The sequence below is a fragment of the Streptomyces sp. NPDC085927 genome (assembly GCF_044540975.1).
Taxonomy (GTDB): domain Bacteria; phylum Actinomycetota; class Actinomycetes; order Streptomycetales; family Streptomycetaceae; genus Streptomyces; species Streptomyces hirsutus.
The window spans coordinates 30,752-47,068 of sequence record NZ_JBITSN010000015.1 but is presented as its reverse complement, the minus strand read 5'-3'; the positions used below and the strand labels follow the sequence as shown (position 1 = coordinate 47,068).

Here is a 16,317-nt window from a genome sequence, read left to right as displayed (position 1 = left end):
CGGACGACCGGGAAAGCCGAAGGCCGGAGTCGGCCCTTCCGCTTGTGGCCGGTTCGCGACGAAGGGTGACGTGATGCGTGCGTAATGTGATGTGCTTGGGCTGTTCGCGCTCCTTGGACAGGGCTTGCGACATACGACAAGCACATCGCTGACCGTCGGCGACGGGGCCTGCGGGAGGGGAGCGACCATGGGTGCGCAGCAGGGTCACTGCCGGATCGAGGGGTTCAGCTCCACCGGCGGGGTGGCACCCGGAGAGGCGATCGACTTCCACGTCACCGTCGACCCGCCCCAGGAGTTCCGCGTCGACGTCCACCGCGTCGGCCACTACGACGGGCGGGGCGCCGCCCGGATCGTGTCCGGCCCCCGCCTCGCCGGCATCGCGCAGCCCCCGCCGCTCACCGCCGACCGTACGGTCTCCTGCCACCACTGGTGGCTGTCCTGGCGGCTGGCGGTCCCGTCGGACTGGAGCGTCGGCGCCTATGTGGCCGTTCTGACCACTGCCGACGGCCGCAACCGCGCCCGGATCCCCTTCACGGTCCGCGACCACCGCCCGGCCGACCTGCTCCTCGTCCTGCCCGACATCACCTGGCAGCTCCACAACCGCTACCCGGAGGACGACGGGACGGGCAGAACCCGCACGACCGGCGGGACCCTCCACCAGCCCAGGGACGAGGACGAGGGCGAGGGCGGGGACGATGACCAGGGCGGGGACGGCCGGCTGCCCGGCGAGGCCGGGACCGACTCTCCTTCCGACACCGACTCCTCCTCCGACATCGCTTCCCCCTCCCACTCCGCGGCCACCGTCTCCTTCGACCGCCCGTACGCGGGCGCCGGTCTGCCTCCGTCCGCCGGTCACGCCTACGACGTCATCCGCTGGGCCGAGCGCTACGGCTACGACCTCGCCTATGCCGAAGCCCGCGACCTGCACGCCGGACGGGTCGACCCCACCCGGTACAGGGGCCTCCTCTTCCCCGGCCCCGACGCGTACTGGTCCCGGGCCATGCGCGGTACCGCGGAACACGCCCGTGAGTACGGCACCTCCCTGGTCTTCCTCTCCGCCCGGACGATGTACGGGCAGGTGGAACTCGCACCCTCCCCGTCCGGAGCCCCCGACCGTCTGCTGACCTGCCGCAGCGGCAGGCGCCGGGGCCCGGACCGCAGGACCCGGGGCCCCAGGGCGCAGGACAGCAGGACCCCGGACCGCAGGGCGCCGGGCAAGGCGGCGCTGTGGCGGGAGGCGGACCGCGCGGAGCAGCAGCTGATCGGCGTCCAGTACGCGGGTCAGGTGCCCGAGCCGCATCCGCTGATCGTGCGCAACGCCGACCACTGGCTGTGGGAGGCGACCGGGGCCTTCGAGGGCGACGCGATCGAGGGGCTGGTCGCGGCCGGGGCCGACCGTTACTTCCCGCGCACCCCGCTGCCCGAGCACGAGGAGCGGGTGCTGCTCGCCCACTCCCCGTACACCGACGGGGCGGGCGCCGGGCGGCACCAGGAGACCTCGCTCTACCGGGCGCCCTCCGGTGCCTGGGTCTTCGCGTCGGGCACGCTCGCCTGGCCCCCGGCCCTGGGCCGCCCCGGCCGGACCGACCCGCGCATCCAGCGCGCCACCGCCAACCTCCTCGACCGCATCTGCAAGAACGACTGACCCGGCGCGGCCACCGCTCCGACCCGCCGCCGGCGCTCCGACCCGCCGCGGCCGCCCCGACCAGCGGGGGCGGCCGCCCGTACGGGACAATCGGAGGCACTTGTCCCGCCGTCTCCCACCCCACCCTGTGCGAGCCCCGCGGGTGCCCTGTTGTTCCGAACCACGCGGAGGAACCGTGTCCGGATTCGTCGAGAAGCCCGAGCCGATCCAGGTTCCGGGTCTGGTGCATCTGCACACCGGAAAGGTGCGCGAGCTGTACCGGAACGAGGCGGGCGACCTCGTGATGGTCGCCAGTGACCGCATCTCCGCCTACGACTGGGTGCTGCCGACCGAGATCCCGGACAAGGGCAGGGTCCTCACCCAGCTCTCCCTGTGGTGGTTCGACCAGCTCGCCGACCTGGTCCCGCACCACGTCCTGAGCACCGAACTTCCCGCGGGCGCCCCCGCCGACTGGGCGGGCCGCACCCTCGTCTGCAAGTCGCTGCGGATGGCCCCCGTGGAGTGCGTGGCCCGCGGCTACCTCACCGGCTCGGGTCTCGCCGAGTACCGGGAGTCCCGTACGGTCTGCGGCCTGGCCCTTCCCGAGGGACTGGTGGACGGATCGGAACTGCCCGGCCCGATCTTCACCCCGGCCACCAAGGCCGCCGTCGGCGAGCACGACGAGAACGTCTCCTACGAGGAGGTCGCCCGCCAGGTCGGCGCCGACACCGCGGCGCAGCTGCGGCAGGCCACCCTCGCCGCGTACACCCGGGCCCGCGACATCGCCCGGGAGCGGGGCATCATCCTCGCGGACACCAAGTTCGAGTTCGGCTTCGACGGCGACACGCTGGTGGTCGCGGACGAGGTGCTCACCCCGGACTCCTCCCGCTTCTGGCCGGCCGAGCAGTGGGAGCCGGGCCGCGCGCAGCCGTCGTACGACAAGCAGTACGTGCGGGACTGGCTGACCTCCGCCGAGTCGGGCTGGGACCGGGCGAGCGAGCAGCCCCCGCCGGCGCTGCCGCAGCACGTCGTGGACGCGACCCGGGCGAAGTACGTGGAGGCGTACGAGCGTCTGACGGGCCTCAGCTGGAGCTGAGCCCCGAGCCCTGAACCCCGCCCCGAGCCCTGAACCCCCGCGAGTCCCGAGCCCCGAGCCCCGAGCCCGGGGCCCGGCTGCGTGCCGGGCCTCCCCCCTCCGGGCGTGCACGAAGAAGACCCCGGTCCGATGGACCGGGGTCTTTCTGCTGCCCGAGCGGACGACGAGGTTCGAACTCGCGACCTCAACCTTGGCAAGGTTGCGCTCTACCAACTGAGCTACGTCCGCATGCGCCGTGGCGCGAGAGCAACTATACCCAACCCCGCTCGCGCGCGAGTCGCACCGCGGCGTGCCGGTTCTCCGCACCGAGTTTCGTGGCGGCGGACGACAGATAGTTCCGCACGGTCCCCTGGGACAGCGCGGCCCGCTCCGCGATCTCCGTCACGGGTGCCCCGTCGGCCGCGAGTTCCAGAACCTCGGCCTCACGCGCGGTCAGCGGCGAGTCACCGGCGGCGATCGCGTCGGCCGCCAACTCGGGATCCACGTAACGGTTTCCCGCGTGCACGGTACGGATGATCTCCGCGAGGTGCTGTGCGCTGACGGTCTTGGGGACGAAGCCGCGCACTCCCGCCGCGAGGGCCCGCTTCAGATGCCCGGGACGCCCGTGACTGGTCACGATCAGCACGCGGCAGCCGGGGAGTTCCGCCCGCAGCGATGTGGCGACCTTCACACCATCGGCGCCGGGCATCTGCAGATCCAGTACGGCGACGTCGGGGGCGTGCGCCCGGGCCATCGCCAGCGCCTCCGGGCCGGAGGCCGCCTCGGCGACGATCAGGAGGTCGTCCTCCAGCGACAACAGGGCGGCGAGCGCCCCCCGGATCAGATGTTCGTCGTCGGCGAGCAGCAGCCGGACGGGCTGGGGCGGTGCCGTCGTCACGGTGTGACCTCGCTTCCGGGCCCCGCCGGGCGGGATGTCGCCGTCGCGGCCGCAGCCCTGTGACCCGAGGGCGCGAGGGGCTCGCCCCCGGACGCCACCGCTCCCGGTCCCGAGGGCACCTCCGCCGTCAGCAGGAACCGTCCGTCCCCGGCGGGTCCGGCCCGCAGCGTGCCGCCGATCTCCGCCAGCCGCTCGCGCAGTCCGACGAGGCCGGAACCCCGGCCCGGCCCGCCGGCGCCGTCCGGCGCCCCGTCGTTCTCCACCGTCAGCACCGCACGATCCTCCCGCACCCGTACCTCCACCGCGCACCAGCGCGCGTCGCCGTGCCGCAGCACGTTGGTCGCCGCCTCCCGCACCACCCAGCCCAGCGCGGACTGCGCCTGGGCCGGGAGCCCGACCGCGGGGCCGGTGACCGTGCAGCTGATGCCGGCCGCGGTCAGCACTCCCTTCGCGCCGGCGAGTTCACTGCTCAGGTCTGCCTCGCGGTAGCCGCGTACGACCTCGCGCACCTCCCGCTGGGTCTCGTGCGCCAGCCGCTGGACCTCGACCATCTGCGTCACCGCCTCCAGCCGTTCGCGCTGCGCCAGCTGGACGGCCAGCTCGCTCTTCAGCGCGATCACGGCGAGGTTGCGGCCCATCACGTCGTGCAGGTCCCGGCCGAACCGCAGCCGCTCCTCCGCGACGGCGAGCCGGGTACGGGTCTCGCGGGCCTCGTCGAGTTCGTGGACGACGTTGAGCAGCCAGAGCGAGAGGACGTAGGTGGAGGTGATGAACCCGGCGCTGAGCAGCACGACCCCGACGGAGATCAGCGCGCCGCCGACGGCCATGCCGGAGGCGAAGGCCACCACTCCCGAGCCCGCGGCGAACCCCACCACACAGACGGCCATCCGCCGCCGCTCCCGCATGCCGAGTGTGATCGTCCCCGCGCCGAAGGCCAGGACGGTCACGAAGACACCGAGGGCCACGCCGTCGGCGTCCCGGCCCGTCCGGCCGTGGTCGACGAGCGAGACGGCGGTCGTGGCGACGAGCGCGGTGACGATCCCGAGGGCCCACAGCAGCCGCACCGGCTTGGCCCGCCGCCCGCACTGCCAGTCCAGCGACCGCGAGGCGAGTACGCCGCACAGCCCGCAGTGCCCGGCGACCAGGCACATCAGCAGAACCGTCAGTCCCGGCCCGCCCGTCCCGCTCTGCCCGTCCCGCACGAGGAGTCCGAGCAACTGCCCGCCGGCCGCCACGAGCTCGACCAGCACCATGAAGTGGAACGACCACCGGGTGTACGCCTCCACCTTCGCCGGGGTGCTCTTGCGCCGCCACCAGCGCCCCGGCCTGCGGATGTCCTCGCCCGGCCTGCCCATGTCCTCGCCCGCCTCGCTCTCCGGGCCGCCCTCGCGCCCGCGTACTCCCGTGACCGCCTGCCTCAGCGTCGCGGTTCCCAGCGGAACCACCGGCGTACAGCAAACACCGCCAGCAGCACCCAGGCCACACCGGTCACCACGGCGAACAGCGTCTCGGAGCCCGACAGGTTGCCCGTGAAGCCACCGCGCAGCAGGGTCACGGCGGGGGTGAGGGGCAGCAGTTCGCAGAAGGAGGCCAGCCGGTCGGGCAGCACCTCCAGCGGGACCGCCATCCCGGAGCCCAGCATCGAGACCATGACCACCGGCATCGCGGTGACCTGCGCGCTCTCGGTGGTCCGGGTGAAGCCCGCGGTGACCGCGGCGAGCGCCGCGCACAGCACCAGGCCCAGCAGCAGCCCCAGCACGGACAGGTGGACGGCCTGCGGCGCGGCCACGTCCAGCAGCAGCGCGCAGCCCACCGCCAGCACCAGCGACTGCACCAGACCGGTCGCGAGGGACGGCAACGAGGCCCCGCACAGGATCTCGACGTCCCGCAGCTCGCCGGTGCGCAGCCGCTTCAGCACCAGTTCCTCGCGCCGGGTGACGAAGACGCCGACGAGTGCCGAGTAGACGGCGAACAGCAGGGAGAAGCCGATCGCGCCGGGCAGGATCATGGCGCCGATGCTGAGCCCCACCTCGTCGAGGTTCATCTCACCGGCCGCCGAGTAGAGGCTGAGCGGCAGCACCAGCGGCACGAACAGTGCGGCGAAGAGCGTGCCCTTGCTGCGCCCCAGCAGCGTCAACTCGGCGCGGGCGAGGGCCCGCATGCGTCCCACGGGAGTGCTGGCCGCGGTGTTCCGCCCGCTCCCCGCCCCGGCCGTCCCTCCGGCCGGCCCCTTGGTCGTGCTGACCGTCCCGCTCATGCCGCGTACTCCTTTCCGGTGGTGGTGCTCTCCCCCGGCTCGGGGGTCTCGTGCGCGGAGGCCTCACGGGCTATGCCGAGGAACGCCTCCTCCAGCGACGCCGAGCGCACGTCCAGTCCCTTCAGTTCCATGCCGGTCCGCTCGGCCCACACCAGCAGGCGGGTGGCAGCCCGTTGCAGCTCGTGGGTGTGCAGCTTGATGTTCCGTCCGTCCAGTTCGTGTCCGGTCACGCCCAGCTCGTCGAGCGGCGGCAGGTCGCCGGGGAGATAGCCCTGGGGCAGTTCGAAGGTGATCCGGGACGGCTGCGCGGCGGTCACCTCGGCGGGCGTGCCGGTGGTGGCGATGCGCCCCTTGTGCATGATCGCGAGGCGGTCGGCCAGCGCCTCGGCCTCTTCCAGGTAGTGGGTGGTCAGCAGCACGGTCGTGCCGTTGTCGCGCAGGGCCCGGACCAGCCGCCAGGTGTCGCGCCGTCCTTCGGCGTCCAGCCCGGTCGTCGGCTCGTCGAGGAACAGCACCTCGGGGTCGCCGAGCAGCGCGAGGGCCAGGTCGAGGCGGCGCCGCTCACCCCCGGACAGCTGCTTGACCCGTACGTCGTCCTTGCCGGCCAGGCCGACCAGCGGCAGTACCTCCTGCGGCGGACGGGCGCCGCTGACGGAGCCGGCCCACATCCGCGTGGTCTCCATGACGGTCAGGTCGGAGGGGAAGCCGCCTTCCTGGAGCATCACGCCGGTGCGGTGCCGTACCGCGGCGCGGTCGGTGTACGGGTCGTGCCCGAAGATCCTGACCTGCCCGCCGGTCGGGGCCGCGAGGCCCTCCAGCAGTTCGACGGTGGAGGTCTTGCCCGCGCCGTTGGTGCCGAGCAGCGCGAAGACCTCCCCGCGCCGGGCGGAGAAACTGACCCCGCGTACGGCCTCGAACCCGCCCCCGTACACACGGCGCAGGTCGGTGACCTCAATCACGTGTTCGTGTTCGTTCGCTCGCATGCTTCGATCATCCCGGTCGTACCGGACGGCCGGCAGTGCGCCCTGTCATCAGCGCGCATGACAAATGTCAGAAGCCCGGCGGGTCCCGGGACCGGGGTACGGGGCATGCGGGACCGGAGCGGCACGTGAGGCCGGAGTGCACGAGGGATACGGGTGCACGAAAAGACCCCGGTCCAGTGGACCGGGGTCTGATTCCCGAGCGGACGACGAGGTTCGAACTCGCGACCTCAACCTTGGCAAGGTTGCGCTCTACCAACTGAGCTACGTCCGCATTGCTCCCGACCGGCTTTCACCGATCGGTGCGAGCACCAGCCTACCTGATCGAATCGACTGATCGGTACGGCTACGCAGAGCGGGTGACAGGAATTGCACACTGCGCCTTCCCCCTGGAAGGGGGATGTTCTACTACTGAACTACACCCGCATGTACTCCGTGAGCCGGGCCTTTCGGCCTTGCCCCTCGGCGTGCTCCAGACTCTAGCTGATCAATGGGGGTGCTGCGCAAGTCGGCTGCTGCGAGGGGCCGGTGGCCGGCCGTCCCGGCCGCGGATGCGGCCGTCGACGCCCCCGGCCCACCGCGCGGGCCGCGCTTCGACCGCCCGGCCGGCCCCGAGTCCGGCCGGCCCCGAGTCCGGCCGGTCCCGCGTCCGGCCGGCCCCGTCACGCCCAGCCGGTGCCACGGCCGCCCGGCCCGCGGCCCTCCGGCTCGCGGTCCCTTCACCGCGCCGCGGCGAACGCCTCGTAGACCCGCTTGGGAATCCGTCCCCGCGCGGGGACGTCCATCTGGTTCGACTGGGCCCAGGCGCGCACGGCCGCCGGATCGGGGGCGACCTCCGTCTGCTTGTACGTCCGCCCCGAGCGGGAACGCTTGCGGCCGGCCTCCACGTAGGGCGCGAGCGCCTTCCGCAGCCCGTCGGCGTTGATCTCGTTCAGGTCGATCTCGTACGACTTGCCGTCCAGTCCGAAGGCGATCGTTTCCGCCGCTTCCGAGCCGTCGATGTCGTCAAAGAGAGTGACCACGACCTTCTGCGCCACGAATATCGGTCCCTTCGTGCGACACCTCTGTGTTGACGTCCGTGATGACGTGCCGGAGCGTCGCTGAGATGTCGGCTGTCCGCCTGTAATCGGGCAAAGTATCTGCTAATGACAATTCATTTGTACAGTGCCCGGCATTGCATTGTGAAGCTCGACTAAATCTGCCCGCGTGTCCTGTGCGCAATAGCGATACGTGACAGAACGTGGATCTTTCCCGGATCTTTTCCCGGAGGTCTCCCCGAGATGCCGAATCGTGATCGCGGTCACGTAGATTCCTCCAACTCTACCCGCGTAGAAATTTTGTACGGGTAGTCTGAAGGAACCTGCTCAGCACCACACACCGGGAGTGCCAGTGGCACGCGTCGTAGTCGACGTCATGCTCAAGCCGGAGATCCTCGACCCCCAGGGCCAGGCGGTGCAGCGCGCACTGCCGCGGCTGGGATTCGAAGGGATCTCGGACGTCCGTCAGGGAAAGCGATTCGAACTGGAAGTTGACGGGCCGGTCGACGAGGCCGCGCTCGCCCGCATCCACGATCTTGCGGAATCCTTCCTCGCCAACACCGTGATCGAGGACTTCACCGTCAGGGTCGAGGAAGTCGCGGAGGCCGTGAAGTGACCGCTCGTATTGGCGTCGTCACTTTCCCCGGCAGCCTCGACGACCGTGACAGCCGCCGCGCCATCCGGCTCGCGGGTGCCGAGCCGGTCGCCCTGTGGCACAAGGACAAGGACCTCCACCAGGTCGACGCCGTGGTGCTCTGCGGCGGATTCTCCTACGGCGACTACCTGCGCGCCGGGGCCATCGCCCGTTTCTCGCCGGTGATGGACACCGTCATCGAGCAGGCGAAGGCGGGACTGCCGGTCCTCGGCATCTGCAACGGCTTCCAGATCCTCACCGAGGCGCACCTGCTCCCCGGCGGCATGCTCGGCAACGACCACCTGCACTTCATCTGCCGTGACCAGAAGCTGCGGGTGGAGAACGCGGACACCGCCTGGACCGGCGACTACACCGCCGGGCAGGAGATCAGCATCCCGCTGAAGAACATGGACGGCCGCTACGTCGCCGACCGGCGCACGCTGGACGAGCTCGAGGCCGAGGGCCGGGTCGCCTTCCGCTACGTCACCGACGGCGAGGCCGCCGACGGCTACGGCAACCCCAACGGCTCGCTCAACGACATCGCCGGCATCACCAACGCGGCGGGCAACGTCGTCGGCCTGATGCCGCACCCCGAGCACGCCGTCGAGCCGCTGATCGGCACCGGCCGCACCGACGGCCTTCCGTTCTTCACCTCGATCCTCAAGAAGCTGGTCAACGCATGAGCAGGACGCCTCTGGACACGGTCGAGCACGCGGCCGAGACCCCCGACGTCGAGCTGCCCTGGGCCGAACTCGGCCTCAAGAAGGACGAGTACGAGCGGGTGGTGGAGATCCTCGGCCGCCGCCCGACCGGCGCCGAGCTCGCCATGTACTCGGTGATGTGGTCCGAGCACTGCTCGTACAAGTCCTCCAAGGTCCACCTCCGCCAGTTCGGCGAGAAGGCCCCCGAGTCCGACGCGATGCTCGTCGGCATCGGCGAGAACGCCGGAGTCGTCGACGTCGGCCAGGGCTACGCGGTGACCTTCAAGGTCGAGTCGCACAACCACCCGTCCTACGTCGAGCCCTACCAGGGCGCCGCGACCGGCGTCGGCGGCATCGTCCGCGACATCATCGCGATGGGCGCCCGCCCGGTCGCCGTCGTGGACCCGCTGCGCTTCGGCGCCGCCGACCACCCCGACACCAAGCGCGTGCTGCCCGGCGTCGTCGCCGGCATCGGCGGCTACGGCAACTGCCTGGGCCTGCCGAACATCGGCGGCGAGGTCGTCTTCGACGCCTGCTACCAGGGCAACCCGCTGGTCAACGCCGGCGCCATCGGCGTCATGCGGCACGAGGACATCCACCTCGCCAAGGCTTCCGGCACGGGCAACAAGGTCATCCTGTACGGGGCCCGGACCGGCGGCGACGGCATCGGCGGCGCGTCCATCCTGGCCTCCGAGACCTTCGACGACGCGAAGCCCTCCAAGCGCCCCGCCGTCCAGGTCGGCGACCCGTTCCAGGAGAAGCTCCTCATCGAGTGCACCCTGGAGGCGTTCCGGGAGAAGCTGGTCGTCGGCATCCAGGACCTGGGGGCCGCGGGCCTGTCCTGCGCCACCTCCGAACTGGCCTCCAACGGTTCCGGCGGCATGCGCGTCACCCTCGACGACGTACCGCTGCGCGACTCCACGCTCTCGCCCGAGGAAATCCTCATGAGCGAGTCGCAGGAGCGCATGTGCGCGGTGGTGGAACCGGAGAAGGTCGACCGCTTCCTCGAGATCTGCGAGAAGTGGGACGTCATCGCCACCGTCATCGGTGAGGTCACCGACGGCGACCGCCTGGAGATCTACTGGCACGGCGGCAAGATCGTCGACGTCGACCCGCGCACCGTCGCCCACGACGGCCCGGTCTACGAGCGCCCCTACGCCCGCCCCGACTGGCAGGACGCGCTCCAGGCCGACGACGCCGGCAAGCTGCCCCGCCCGGAGACCTCCGAGGAGCTGAAGGACCAGGTCCTGAAGCTGGTGGGCTCGCCCAACCAGGCCTCGAAGCAGTGGATCACCCAGCAGTACGACCACTTCGTGCAGGGCAACACCGTGCTCGCCCAGCCCGAGGACTCCGGCATGATCCGCGTCGACGAGGAGACCGGCCTCGGCGTCGCCATCGCGACCGACGGCAACGGCCGGTACGCCAAGCTCGACCCGTACACGGGTGCGCAGCTCGCACTCGCCGAGGCGTACCGGAACGTGGCGACGACCGGTGCCAAGCCCCTCGCGGTCTCCGACTGCCTGAACTTCGGCTCGCCCGAGGACCCGGCCGTCATGTGGCAGTTCGCGGAGGCCGTGCGCGGTCTCGCCGACGGCTGCCTGCAGCTCGGCACCCCGGTGACCGGCGGCAACGTCTCGCTCTACAACCAGACCGGCGAGGCCGCCATCCACCCGACCCCGGTGGTCGCGGTCCTCGGCGTCATCGACGACGTGGCCCGGCGCACACCGGTCGCCTTCCAGGAGGAGGGCCAGCTGATCTACCTCCTCGGCGACACGCGTGAGGAGTTCGGCGGCTCGGCCTGGTCCCAGGTCGTCCACGACCACCTCGGCGGCCTGCCGCCCGCGGTCGACCTGGAGCGTGAGCGGCTGCTCGGCGAGATCCTGATCTCCGCCTCCCGCGACGGCATGATCGACTCCGCGCACGACCTGTCCGACGGCGGTCTGGTCCAGGCCGTGGTCGAGTCGGCGCTGCTGGGGGACAAGGGCGCACGGCTCGTCGTACCGGACGGGCTGGACGCGTTCACGTTCCTGTTCTCCGAGTCGGCCGGCCGCGCGGTCGTGGCCGTGCCGCGTTCGGAGGAGCTCCGCTTCACCGACATGTGCGGTGTCCGCGGCCTCCCGGCGACGCGCATCGGCGTCGTCGACGGGGACACGGTGGAGCTCCAGGGCGAGTTCACGCTCACCCTCGCGGAACTGCGCGAGACCCACGAGGCGACGATCCCGGCGCTGCTGGCCTGACCGGCTCCGCCCTTCCGCCTTTCTGGCACGCCCCTTCTGCACGAAGCCCCCGCCCGGGTCAGGGCGGGGGCTTCGGCGTTGAGCGGGGCTTGCGGCGGGAAGGAGTTGCAGCTGATTACGTGGTTACGTAGTTACGTCATCTCGAAATCGTGGAACTCGAAGAACGCGTCGCCGACCTCGAACGCCGGCTCGCCGCACTGGAGACGGCCGAGGCGGCGGAGACGGCGCGCCGCAGCGCCCCTCGCTCGGGGGAGGGCGACTTCTGGGCGCTGGAAGGGCTGAAGAACCAGCTCGCCGAGCTGAGGGCGGCCGACGGGGGCGTGCTGTTCACCGGCGCGGTCCGGCTGCCGACCGGTGAGCAGTACGAGTGGCAGCACGGCGCCCTCACCGGAGGACTGCTGGACGACGACTGGCCGGCCGCCGCCGAGCCGCCCGCCGCCCTCGGCCACCCGGTCCGGCTGCGGCTGCTCCGCGAGGTCCTCGGCGGCCGGCGCACCGCCGCCGAACTCGCCGAGCTGGACGGAGTCGGCACGACCGGCCAGATCTACCACCACCTGCGCCGGCTCACCGGCGCCGGCCGGCTGCACACCACCGGCCGGGGCCGCCACGAGGTGCCGGCGGGCCGGGTCGTACCGCTGCTGGTGCTGCTGTCCGCGGCGCCGACCTGACCGGTCGGCCGCCGCACCCACGACGACCAGGGGGAACCATGTCCGCACGCAAACTCGCCATGATGACCTTCCGGGGCCTGCAGCTGGGCTTCATCACCCTGGTGACCGCCCACATCTGCCTCGGCTGGGGCTACCCGATCCTGTGGAACCTGCTGCCGCTGCTCCTGGCCTACGTTCTGATCACCGTGGTCAACCGGTGGGGCGGCGGTGCTCCGGACAACCCGCGCGTGGCCCGTGAACCCGTCGAGGTCGACCCGCCCGTCACCGGCCGCTGGTCCGCGCTGAACAGCCCGGCCGACCGCACCCCGAGCCACGGCACCCACGCCTACGGGCAGACGTACGCCATCGATGTCGTCGCCGAGCCCGAGCCGGGCGCCCGTCCCGCGTTCTCCCCGCTGTGGCCGCTCACCCGGCGCCCCGCCGACTTCCCCGCGTTCGGCGTCCCGTTGCGGGCGGTCGCCGACGCCACGGTCGTCCGGGTCTCGGACGGGCAGCGCGACCACCTCAGCCGCACCTCGCTCCCCGGACTGCTGTACCTGATGCTCGTCGAGGGCCCGGTGCGCGAGATGGGTGGGGTCCACCGGATCGTCGGCAACCACCTGGTGCTGGACCTCGGTGACGGAACGTATGCCGCCTACGCGCACGTGCGGCGCGGCTCGTTCACCGTCCGCGAGGGCGACCGGGTGCGGGCCGGACAGGTGCTCGCCCGCTGCGGCAACTCGGGCAACTCCTCGGAGCCGCACCTGCACTTCCAGCTGATGGACGGCTCCGACCCGGACACCGCGCGGGGCACCCCGTTCACCTGGCGCGGCGTCGGCGTCCCCCGGGGCGGCGAGGTGTTCGACGTCCCCGAACCGGCGCCGGTCACCCCCGCATAGGCTGCCGCCATGCCACCGGCCAAGAAGCGCACCCGCTCCTACGACCCCGCCAGGACCCGGGCCGCCGTACTGGCCCAGTTCGAGAACGTCCGCGCGGCCGTCCGGACCCTCACCCCCGAGCAGCTCGCGCTGCCCACCCGTCTCGGCGACTGGACCGTGCGGGACCTGATCGCGCACCTGGCCCTGACCGTCGCGAGCGTCGGCCGGGCCCTGGAGCGGGACGAACCGGCGAAGCCCGAACTCACACTGCTGGACTACCCCTCCGCGACCGCCGCCCACGCCGGTGCCATCGCCGAGGGCTCCCGGGACCTCGCCGGCGCGACCCCCGACCTCGACGCCCTGCTCACCCGCACCGGGGAGGACCTGGCCCGGCACCTCGCCGCCGCCCCGCACACCCGCGTCCTCGCGATGCGGGCCGGCGCCATGACCCTCACCGACTACCTGGTCACCCGCGCCGTCGAGCTCGTCGTCCACACCGACGACCTGAGCGCCGCCGTGCCCGGCCTGGAGATCCCCCACGACCGTCAGGCCCTGGCCGCGTGCACCCGGATGCTGGCCGACACGCTCGCCGCGAAGGCACCCGGCGGCTCGACGGAGGTGCGGATCCCGCCGTACGCGGTCGTCCAGTGCGTCGAGGGGCCGAGGCACACCCGGGGCACCCCGCCCCACGTCGTCGAGACCGACCCGCTGACCTGGATCCGCCTGGCCACCGGGCGCACGAGGTGGCGGGACGCGGTGGCCGACGGCACGGTCGGCGCGAGCGGGGAACGGGCGGACCTCGGGCCGTACCTGCCGCTGATGACGTGAGGCGACGGTGGCCGGGGTGAGGGGAACCGGAAGTACCCCGTCTCCGTCGAAGCGTCATGTACACACTCAGGTACAACCAGCGCATCCGGCGCAAGCGGCGCACTGTTCTCGCGGCGGCCGCCGCCGCCCTCTTCGTCCCCTTCGTGGCGGCCTGTGGCAGTGAACAGGCCGGTGCGGGCGCGGGAGCGGACGCCGGGCGGGCGAGCGCGGGCAGTGCCACGGCCGGCACGACGGAGCAGTCTCTCACCGGCATCCGCTGGAACGTCGACAGCGTCACCGTGGACGGCACCACCCACCGCGCCACCTCCGACGCGTACATGATCCTGACCGAGGACGGCGGGGTCGAGGGCAGCTACGGCTGCAACAGCTTCCGGGGCGACGGCGCCCTGGACGGCGACCGTGTCCGGCTCGACCTCCTCGAGAGCACCGCCGTCGCCTGCGACGGACCGGGCAGGGAATTCGATCACGCGCTCCTGAGCGCGTTCACCGACGACAGTCCCCGGGCCGAGGTGAAGGACGGCCGCCTCACCCTCACCTCGGGGGACGGCAACACCGTCCGTTTCAGCGAGGGCGGCGAGGACACCCCGCTGTACGGCACGAAGTGGAAGATCGTCTCCCCCGACTCCGCGGGCCGTGCCCACCTCACCTTCGACGAGGAGGAGGGCACCGTCTCCGGAAGCCTCGGCTGCAACAAGGTGAACGCCGATGCCACCGTCCGCGACGGCCATATCACCGTCGGCACGCCCGCCACGACCCGAATGGTGTGCGAAGACTCACTCATGAAGGCCGAGAAGCGGCTGCTGCGGGTTTTCGACACCACGCTCAGCTATCGGGTCGACCACCGGAGCATCACGCTGACCAGCGAAAACGGTGAGTCCGTCGAGGCCTTCGCCGCCGCGTGAGCCGCGGCTGAGGCCGCGTACCCAATTCGGACCAGCACTCGGCCTCGCCTACACTCGGTGGCGTGCCACGTGGTGACGGACGACTCAACCACGACCTGCTCCCCGGAGAGAAGGGCCCCCAGGACGCCTGCGGCGTCTTCGGTGTCTGGGCTCCGGGCGAAGAGGTCGCCAAGCTCACGTACTTCGGGCTCTACGCCCTCCAGCATCGGGGCCAGGAATCCGCGGGTATCGCGGTCAGCAACGGCTCCCAGATCCTCGTCTTCAAGGACATGGGCCTGGTTTCCCAGGTCTTCGACGAGACCTCGCTCGGTTCGCTCCAGGGTCATATCGCGGTCGGTCACGCCCGCTACTCGACCACCGGCGCCTCCGTGTGGGAGAACGCCCAGCCCACCTTCCGCGCCACCGCGCAGGGATCGATCGCGCTCGGCCACAACGGCAACCTGGTCAACACGGCGGAGCTCGCCGAACTGGTCGCCGAACTCCCCAAGGAGAACGGCCGCGCCCCCAGGGCGGCGGCCACCAACGACACCGACCTGATCACTGCCCTGCTGGCCGGCCAGCGCGCCGCCGACGGCGAACCGGTGACCGTGGAGCAGGCCGCGCACGTGGTCCTTCCGAAGGTCAAGGGTGCCTTCAGCCTCGTCTTCATGGACGAGGACACGCTGTACGCGGCCCGCGACGCGCAGGGCATCCGCCCGCTGGTCCTCGGCCGGCTGGAGCGCGGCTGGGTGGTGGCCTCCGAGTCCGCCGCCCTCGACATCTGCGGCGCCAGCTATGTGCGCGAGATCGAGCCGGGCGAGTTCGTCGCCATCGACGAGAACGGCCTGCGCTCCTCCCGATTCGCGGAAGCGAAGCCCAAGGGCTGTGTCTTCGAGTACGTGTACCTGGCCCGCCCGGACACCGACATCGCCGGCCGCAACGTCTACCTGTCGCGCGTCGAGATGGGCCGCCGCCTCGCCAAGGAGGCGCCCGCCGAGGCCGACCTGGTGATAGCGACGCCGGAGTCCGGCACCCCGGCCGCCATCGGCTACGCGGAGGCCTCCGGCATCCCCTTCGGCGCCGGTCTGGTCAAGAACGCGTACGTCGGACGGACGTTCATCCAGCCGTCGCAGACCATCCGGCAGCTCGGCATCCGCCTCAAGCTGAACCCGCTCAAGGAAGTCATCAAGGGCAAGCGCCTGGTCGTCGTCGACGACTCGATCGTGCGCGGCAACACCCAGCGCGCCCTGGTCCGCATGCTCCGTGAGGCGGGCGCCGCCGAGGTGCACATCCGGATCTCCTCGCCGCCCGTGAAGTGGCCCTGCTTCTTCGGCATCGACTTCGCGACCCGCGCCGAGCTCATCGCCAACGGCATGTCCATCGAGGAGATCGGCACCACACTGGGCGCCGACTCCCTGGCGTACATCTCCATCGACGGCATGATCGAGGCGACGACCATCGCCAAGCCGAACCTGTGCCGCGCCTGCTTCGACGGCGAGTACCCGATGGACCTGCCCGACCCCGAGCTCCTCGGCAAGCGGCTGCTGGAGACCGAGCTGGCCGCCGGTACGGCCGCGCCGGCCGCGGTCGACGCGATCCGCCGCCCGTAAGCCCTGCCGCAACGAGACGAAGGCTCTCAC

General features: G+C 71.7%; 14 protein-coding genes, 3 tRNA genes and 1 pseudogene. 10 read left to right on the top strand and 8 right to left on the bottom strand.

Going from position 1 to position 16,317, the window contains the following annotated elements; genetic code table 11:
• Positions 1 to 178 precede the first annotated feature (178 nt).
• Positions 179 to 1,645, top strand: a pseudogene (locus ACIF80_RS29975) (N,N-dimethylformamidase beta subunit family domain-containing protein); the annotation flags it as partial.
• Between the two features lie 175 nt (positions 1,646 to 1,820).
• Positions 1,821 to 2,720: a phosphoribosylaminoimidazolesuccinocarboxamide synthase gene (locus tag ACIF80_RS29970; RefSeq protein ID WP_399810322.1), complete on the top strand. Its 900-nt coding sequence runs from the start codon at positions 1,821 to 1,823 to the stop codon at positions 2,718 to 2,720.
• A gap of 155 nt (positions 2,721 to 2,875) precedes the next feature.
• Here ACIF80_RS29970 and ACIF80_RS29965 read toward each other — a convergent pair.
• The 8 genes from ACIF80_RS29965 to ACIF80_RS29930 all read right to left on the bottom strand — a co-directional run bounded on the left by ACIF80_RS29965 (position 2,876) and on the right by ACIF80_RS29930 (position 7,871).
• Positions 2,876 to 2,948 (bottom strand) — tRNA-Gly (locus tag ACIF80_RS29965).
• 22 nt (positions 2,949 to 2,970) lie between these two features.
• Complete coding sequence (locus ACIF80_RS29960) at positions 2,971 to 3,597, bottom strand: response regulator (RefSeq protein WP_399810320.1); 627 nt, start codon at positions 3,595 to 3,597, stop codon at positions 2,971 to 2,973.
• The gene (locus ACIF80_RS29955) at positions 3,594 to 4,931 is read right to left on the bottom strand and encodes a sensor histidine kinase (RefSeq protein WP_399810533.1); all 1,338 of its coding nucleotides are present in this window, start codon (positions 4,929 to 4,931) and stop codon (positions 3,594 to 3,596) included. The genes ACIF80_RS29960 and ACIF80_RS29955 overlap by 4 nt, the downstream gene beginning before the upstream one ends.
• An 83-nt stretch (positions 4,932 to 5,014) precedes the next feature.
• A complete protein-coding gene (locus tag ACIF80_RS29950; protein ID WP_399810319.1) occupies positions 5,015 to 5,854 on the bottom strand; it encodes an ABC transporter permease in 840 nt (279 codons plus the stop codon).
• A complete protein-coding gene (locus tag ACIF80_RS29945) occupies positions 5,851 to 6,837 on the bottom strand; it encodes an ABC transporter ATP-binding protein (protein WP_399810317.1) in 987 nt (328 codons plus the stop codon). The genes ACIF80_RS29950 and ACIF80_RS29945 overlap by 4 nt, the downstream gene beginning before the upstream one ends.
• Positions 6,838 to 7,035: 198 nt before the next feature.
• Positions 7,036 to 7,108 (bottom strand) — tRNA-Gly (locus ACIF80_RS29940).
• 80 nt (positions 7,109 to 7,188) lie between these two features.
• Positions 7,189 to 7,260: transfer RNA gene (locus ACIF80_RS29935), tRNA-Gly, on the bottom strand.
• Between the two features lie 293 nt (positions 7,261 to 7,553).
• Positions 7,554 to 7,871, bottom strand: a complete 318-nt coding sequence (locus tag ACIF80_RS29930; protein WP_055595978.1) for an Lsr2 family protein — start codon at positions 7,869 to 7,871, stop codon at positions 7,554 to 7,556.
• 352 nt (positions 7,872 to 8,223) lie between these two features.
• On the opposite strand from ACIF80_RS29930, the gene purS reads away from it, so the two are divergent.
• From purS to purF, 8 genes are all read left to right on the top strand, one after another.
• A complete protein-coding gene (gene purS, locus ACIF80_RS29925; protein ID WP_010045045.1) occupies positions 8,224 to 8,487 on the top strand; it encodes a phosphoribosylformylglycinamidine synthase subunit PurS in 264 nt (87 codons plus the stop codon).
• Positions 8,484 to 9,188, top strand: coding sequence for a phosphoribosylformylglycinamidine synthase subunit PurQ (purQ, locus tag ACIF80_RS29920; protein ID WP_055573630.1), 705 nt, complete (start codon positions 8,484 to 8,486; stop codon positions 9,186 to 9,188). Before purS ends, purQ begins: the two co-directional genes overlap by 4 nt.
• Positions 9,185 to 11,443, top strand: a complete 2,259-nt coding sequence (gene purL, locus ACIF80_RS29915; protein ID WP_399810315.1) for a phosphoribosylformylglycinamidine synthase subunit PurL — start codon at positions 9,185 to 9,187, stop codon at positions 11,441 to 11,443. The genes purQ and purL overlap by 4 nt, the downstream gene beginning before the upstream one ends.
• A gap of 149 nt (positions 11,444 to 11,592) precedes the next feature.
• Positions 11,593 to 12,111, top strand: a complete 519-nt coding sequence (locus tag ACIF80_RS29910; RefSeq protein ID WP_399810314.1) for an ArsR/SmtB family transcription factor — start codon at positions 11,593 to 11,595, stop codon at positions 12,109 to 12,111.
• 38 nt (positions 12,112 to 12,149) lie between these two features.
• Positions 12,150 to 12,989: a M23 family metallopeptidase gene (locus ACIF80_RS29905; RefSeq protein ID WP_399810312.1), complete on the top strand. Its 840-nt coding sequence runs from the start codon at positions 12,150 to 12,152 to the stop codon at positions 12,987 to 12,989.
• Between the two features lie 9 nt (positions 12,990 to 12,998).
• Positions 12,999 to 13,796 carry a sterol carrier family protein gene (locus ACIF80_RS29900; protein ID WP_399810311.1) on the top strand — a complete coding sequence of 266 codons (798 nt, stop codon included), beginning with the start codon at positions 12,999 to 13,001 and terminating at the stop codon, positions 13,794 to 13,796.
• Positions 13,797 to 13,852: 56 nt separating this feature from the next.
• Positions 13,853 to 14,698, top strand: a complete 846-nt coding sequence (locus tag ACIF80_RS29895) for an META domain-containing protein (RefSeq protein ID WP_399810309.1) — start codon at positions 13,853 to 13,855, stop codon at positions 14,696 to 14,698.
• A gap of 62 nt (positions 14,699 to 14,760) precedes the next feature.
• Entirely contained in the window at positions 14,761 to 16,287 is a 1,527-nt protein-coding gene (purF, locus tag ACIF80_RS29890) for an amidophosphoribosyltransferase (protein WP_399810307.1), read from the top strand.
• The last annotated feature ends 30 nt before the right edge of the window (positions 16,288 to 16,317 follow it).

Coding starts and splice junctions, on each gene's coding strand:
- ACIF80_RS29950 (WP_399810319.1), bottom strand. CDS start 5,854: ATGAGCGGGACGGTCAGCACGACCAAGGGGCCGGCCGGAGGGACGGCC.
- ACIF80_RS29945 (WP_399810317.1), bottom strand. CDS start 6,837: ATGCGAGCGAACGAACACGAACACGTGATTGAGGTCACCGACCTGCGC.
- purL (WP_399810315.1), top strand. CDS start 9,185: ATGAGCAGGACGCCTCTGGACACGGTCGAGCACGCGGCCGAGACCCCC.
- ACIF80_RS29905 (WP_399810312.1), top strand. CDS start 12,150: ATGTCCGCACGCAAACTCGCCATGATGACCTTCCGGGGCCTGCAGCTG.
- ACIF80_RS29900 (WP_399810311.1), top strand. CDS start 12,999: ATGCCACCGGCCAAGAAGCGCACCCGCTCCTACGACCCCGCCAGGACC.
- ACIF80_RS29895 (WP_399810309.1), top strand. CDS start 13,853: ATGTACACACTCAGGTACAACCAGCGCATCCGGCGCAAGCGGCGCACT.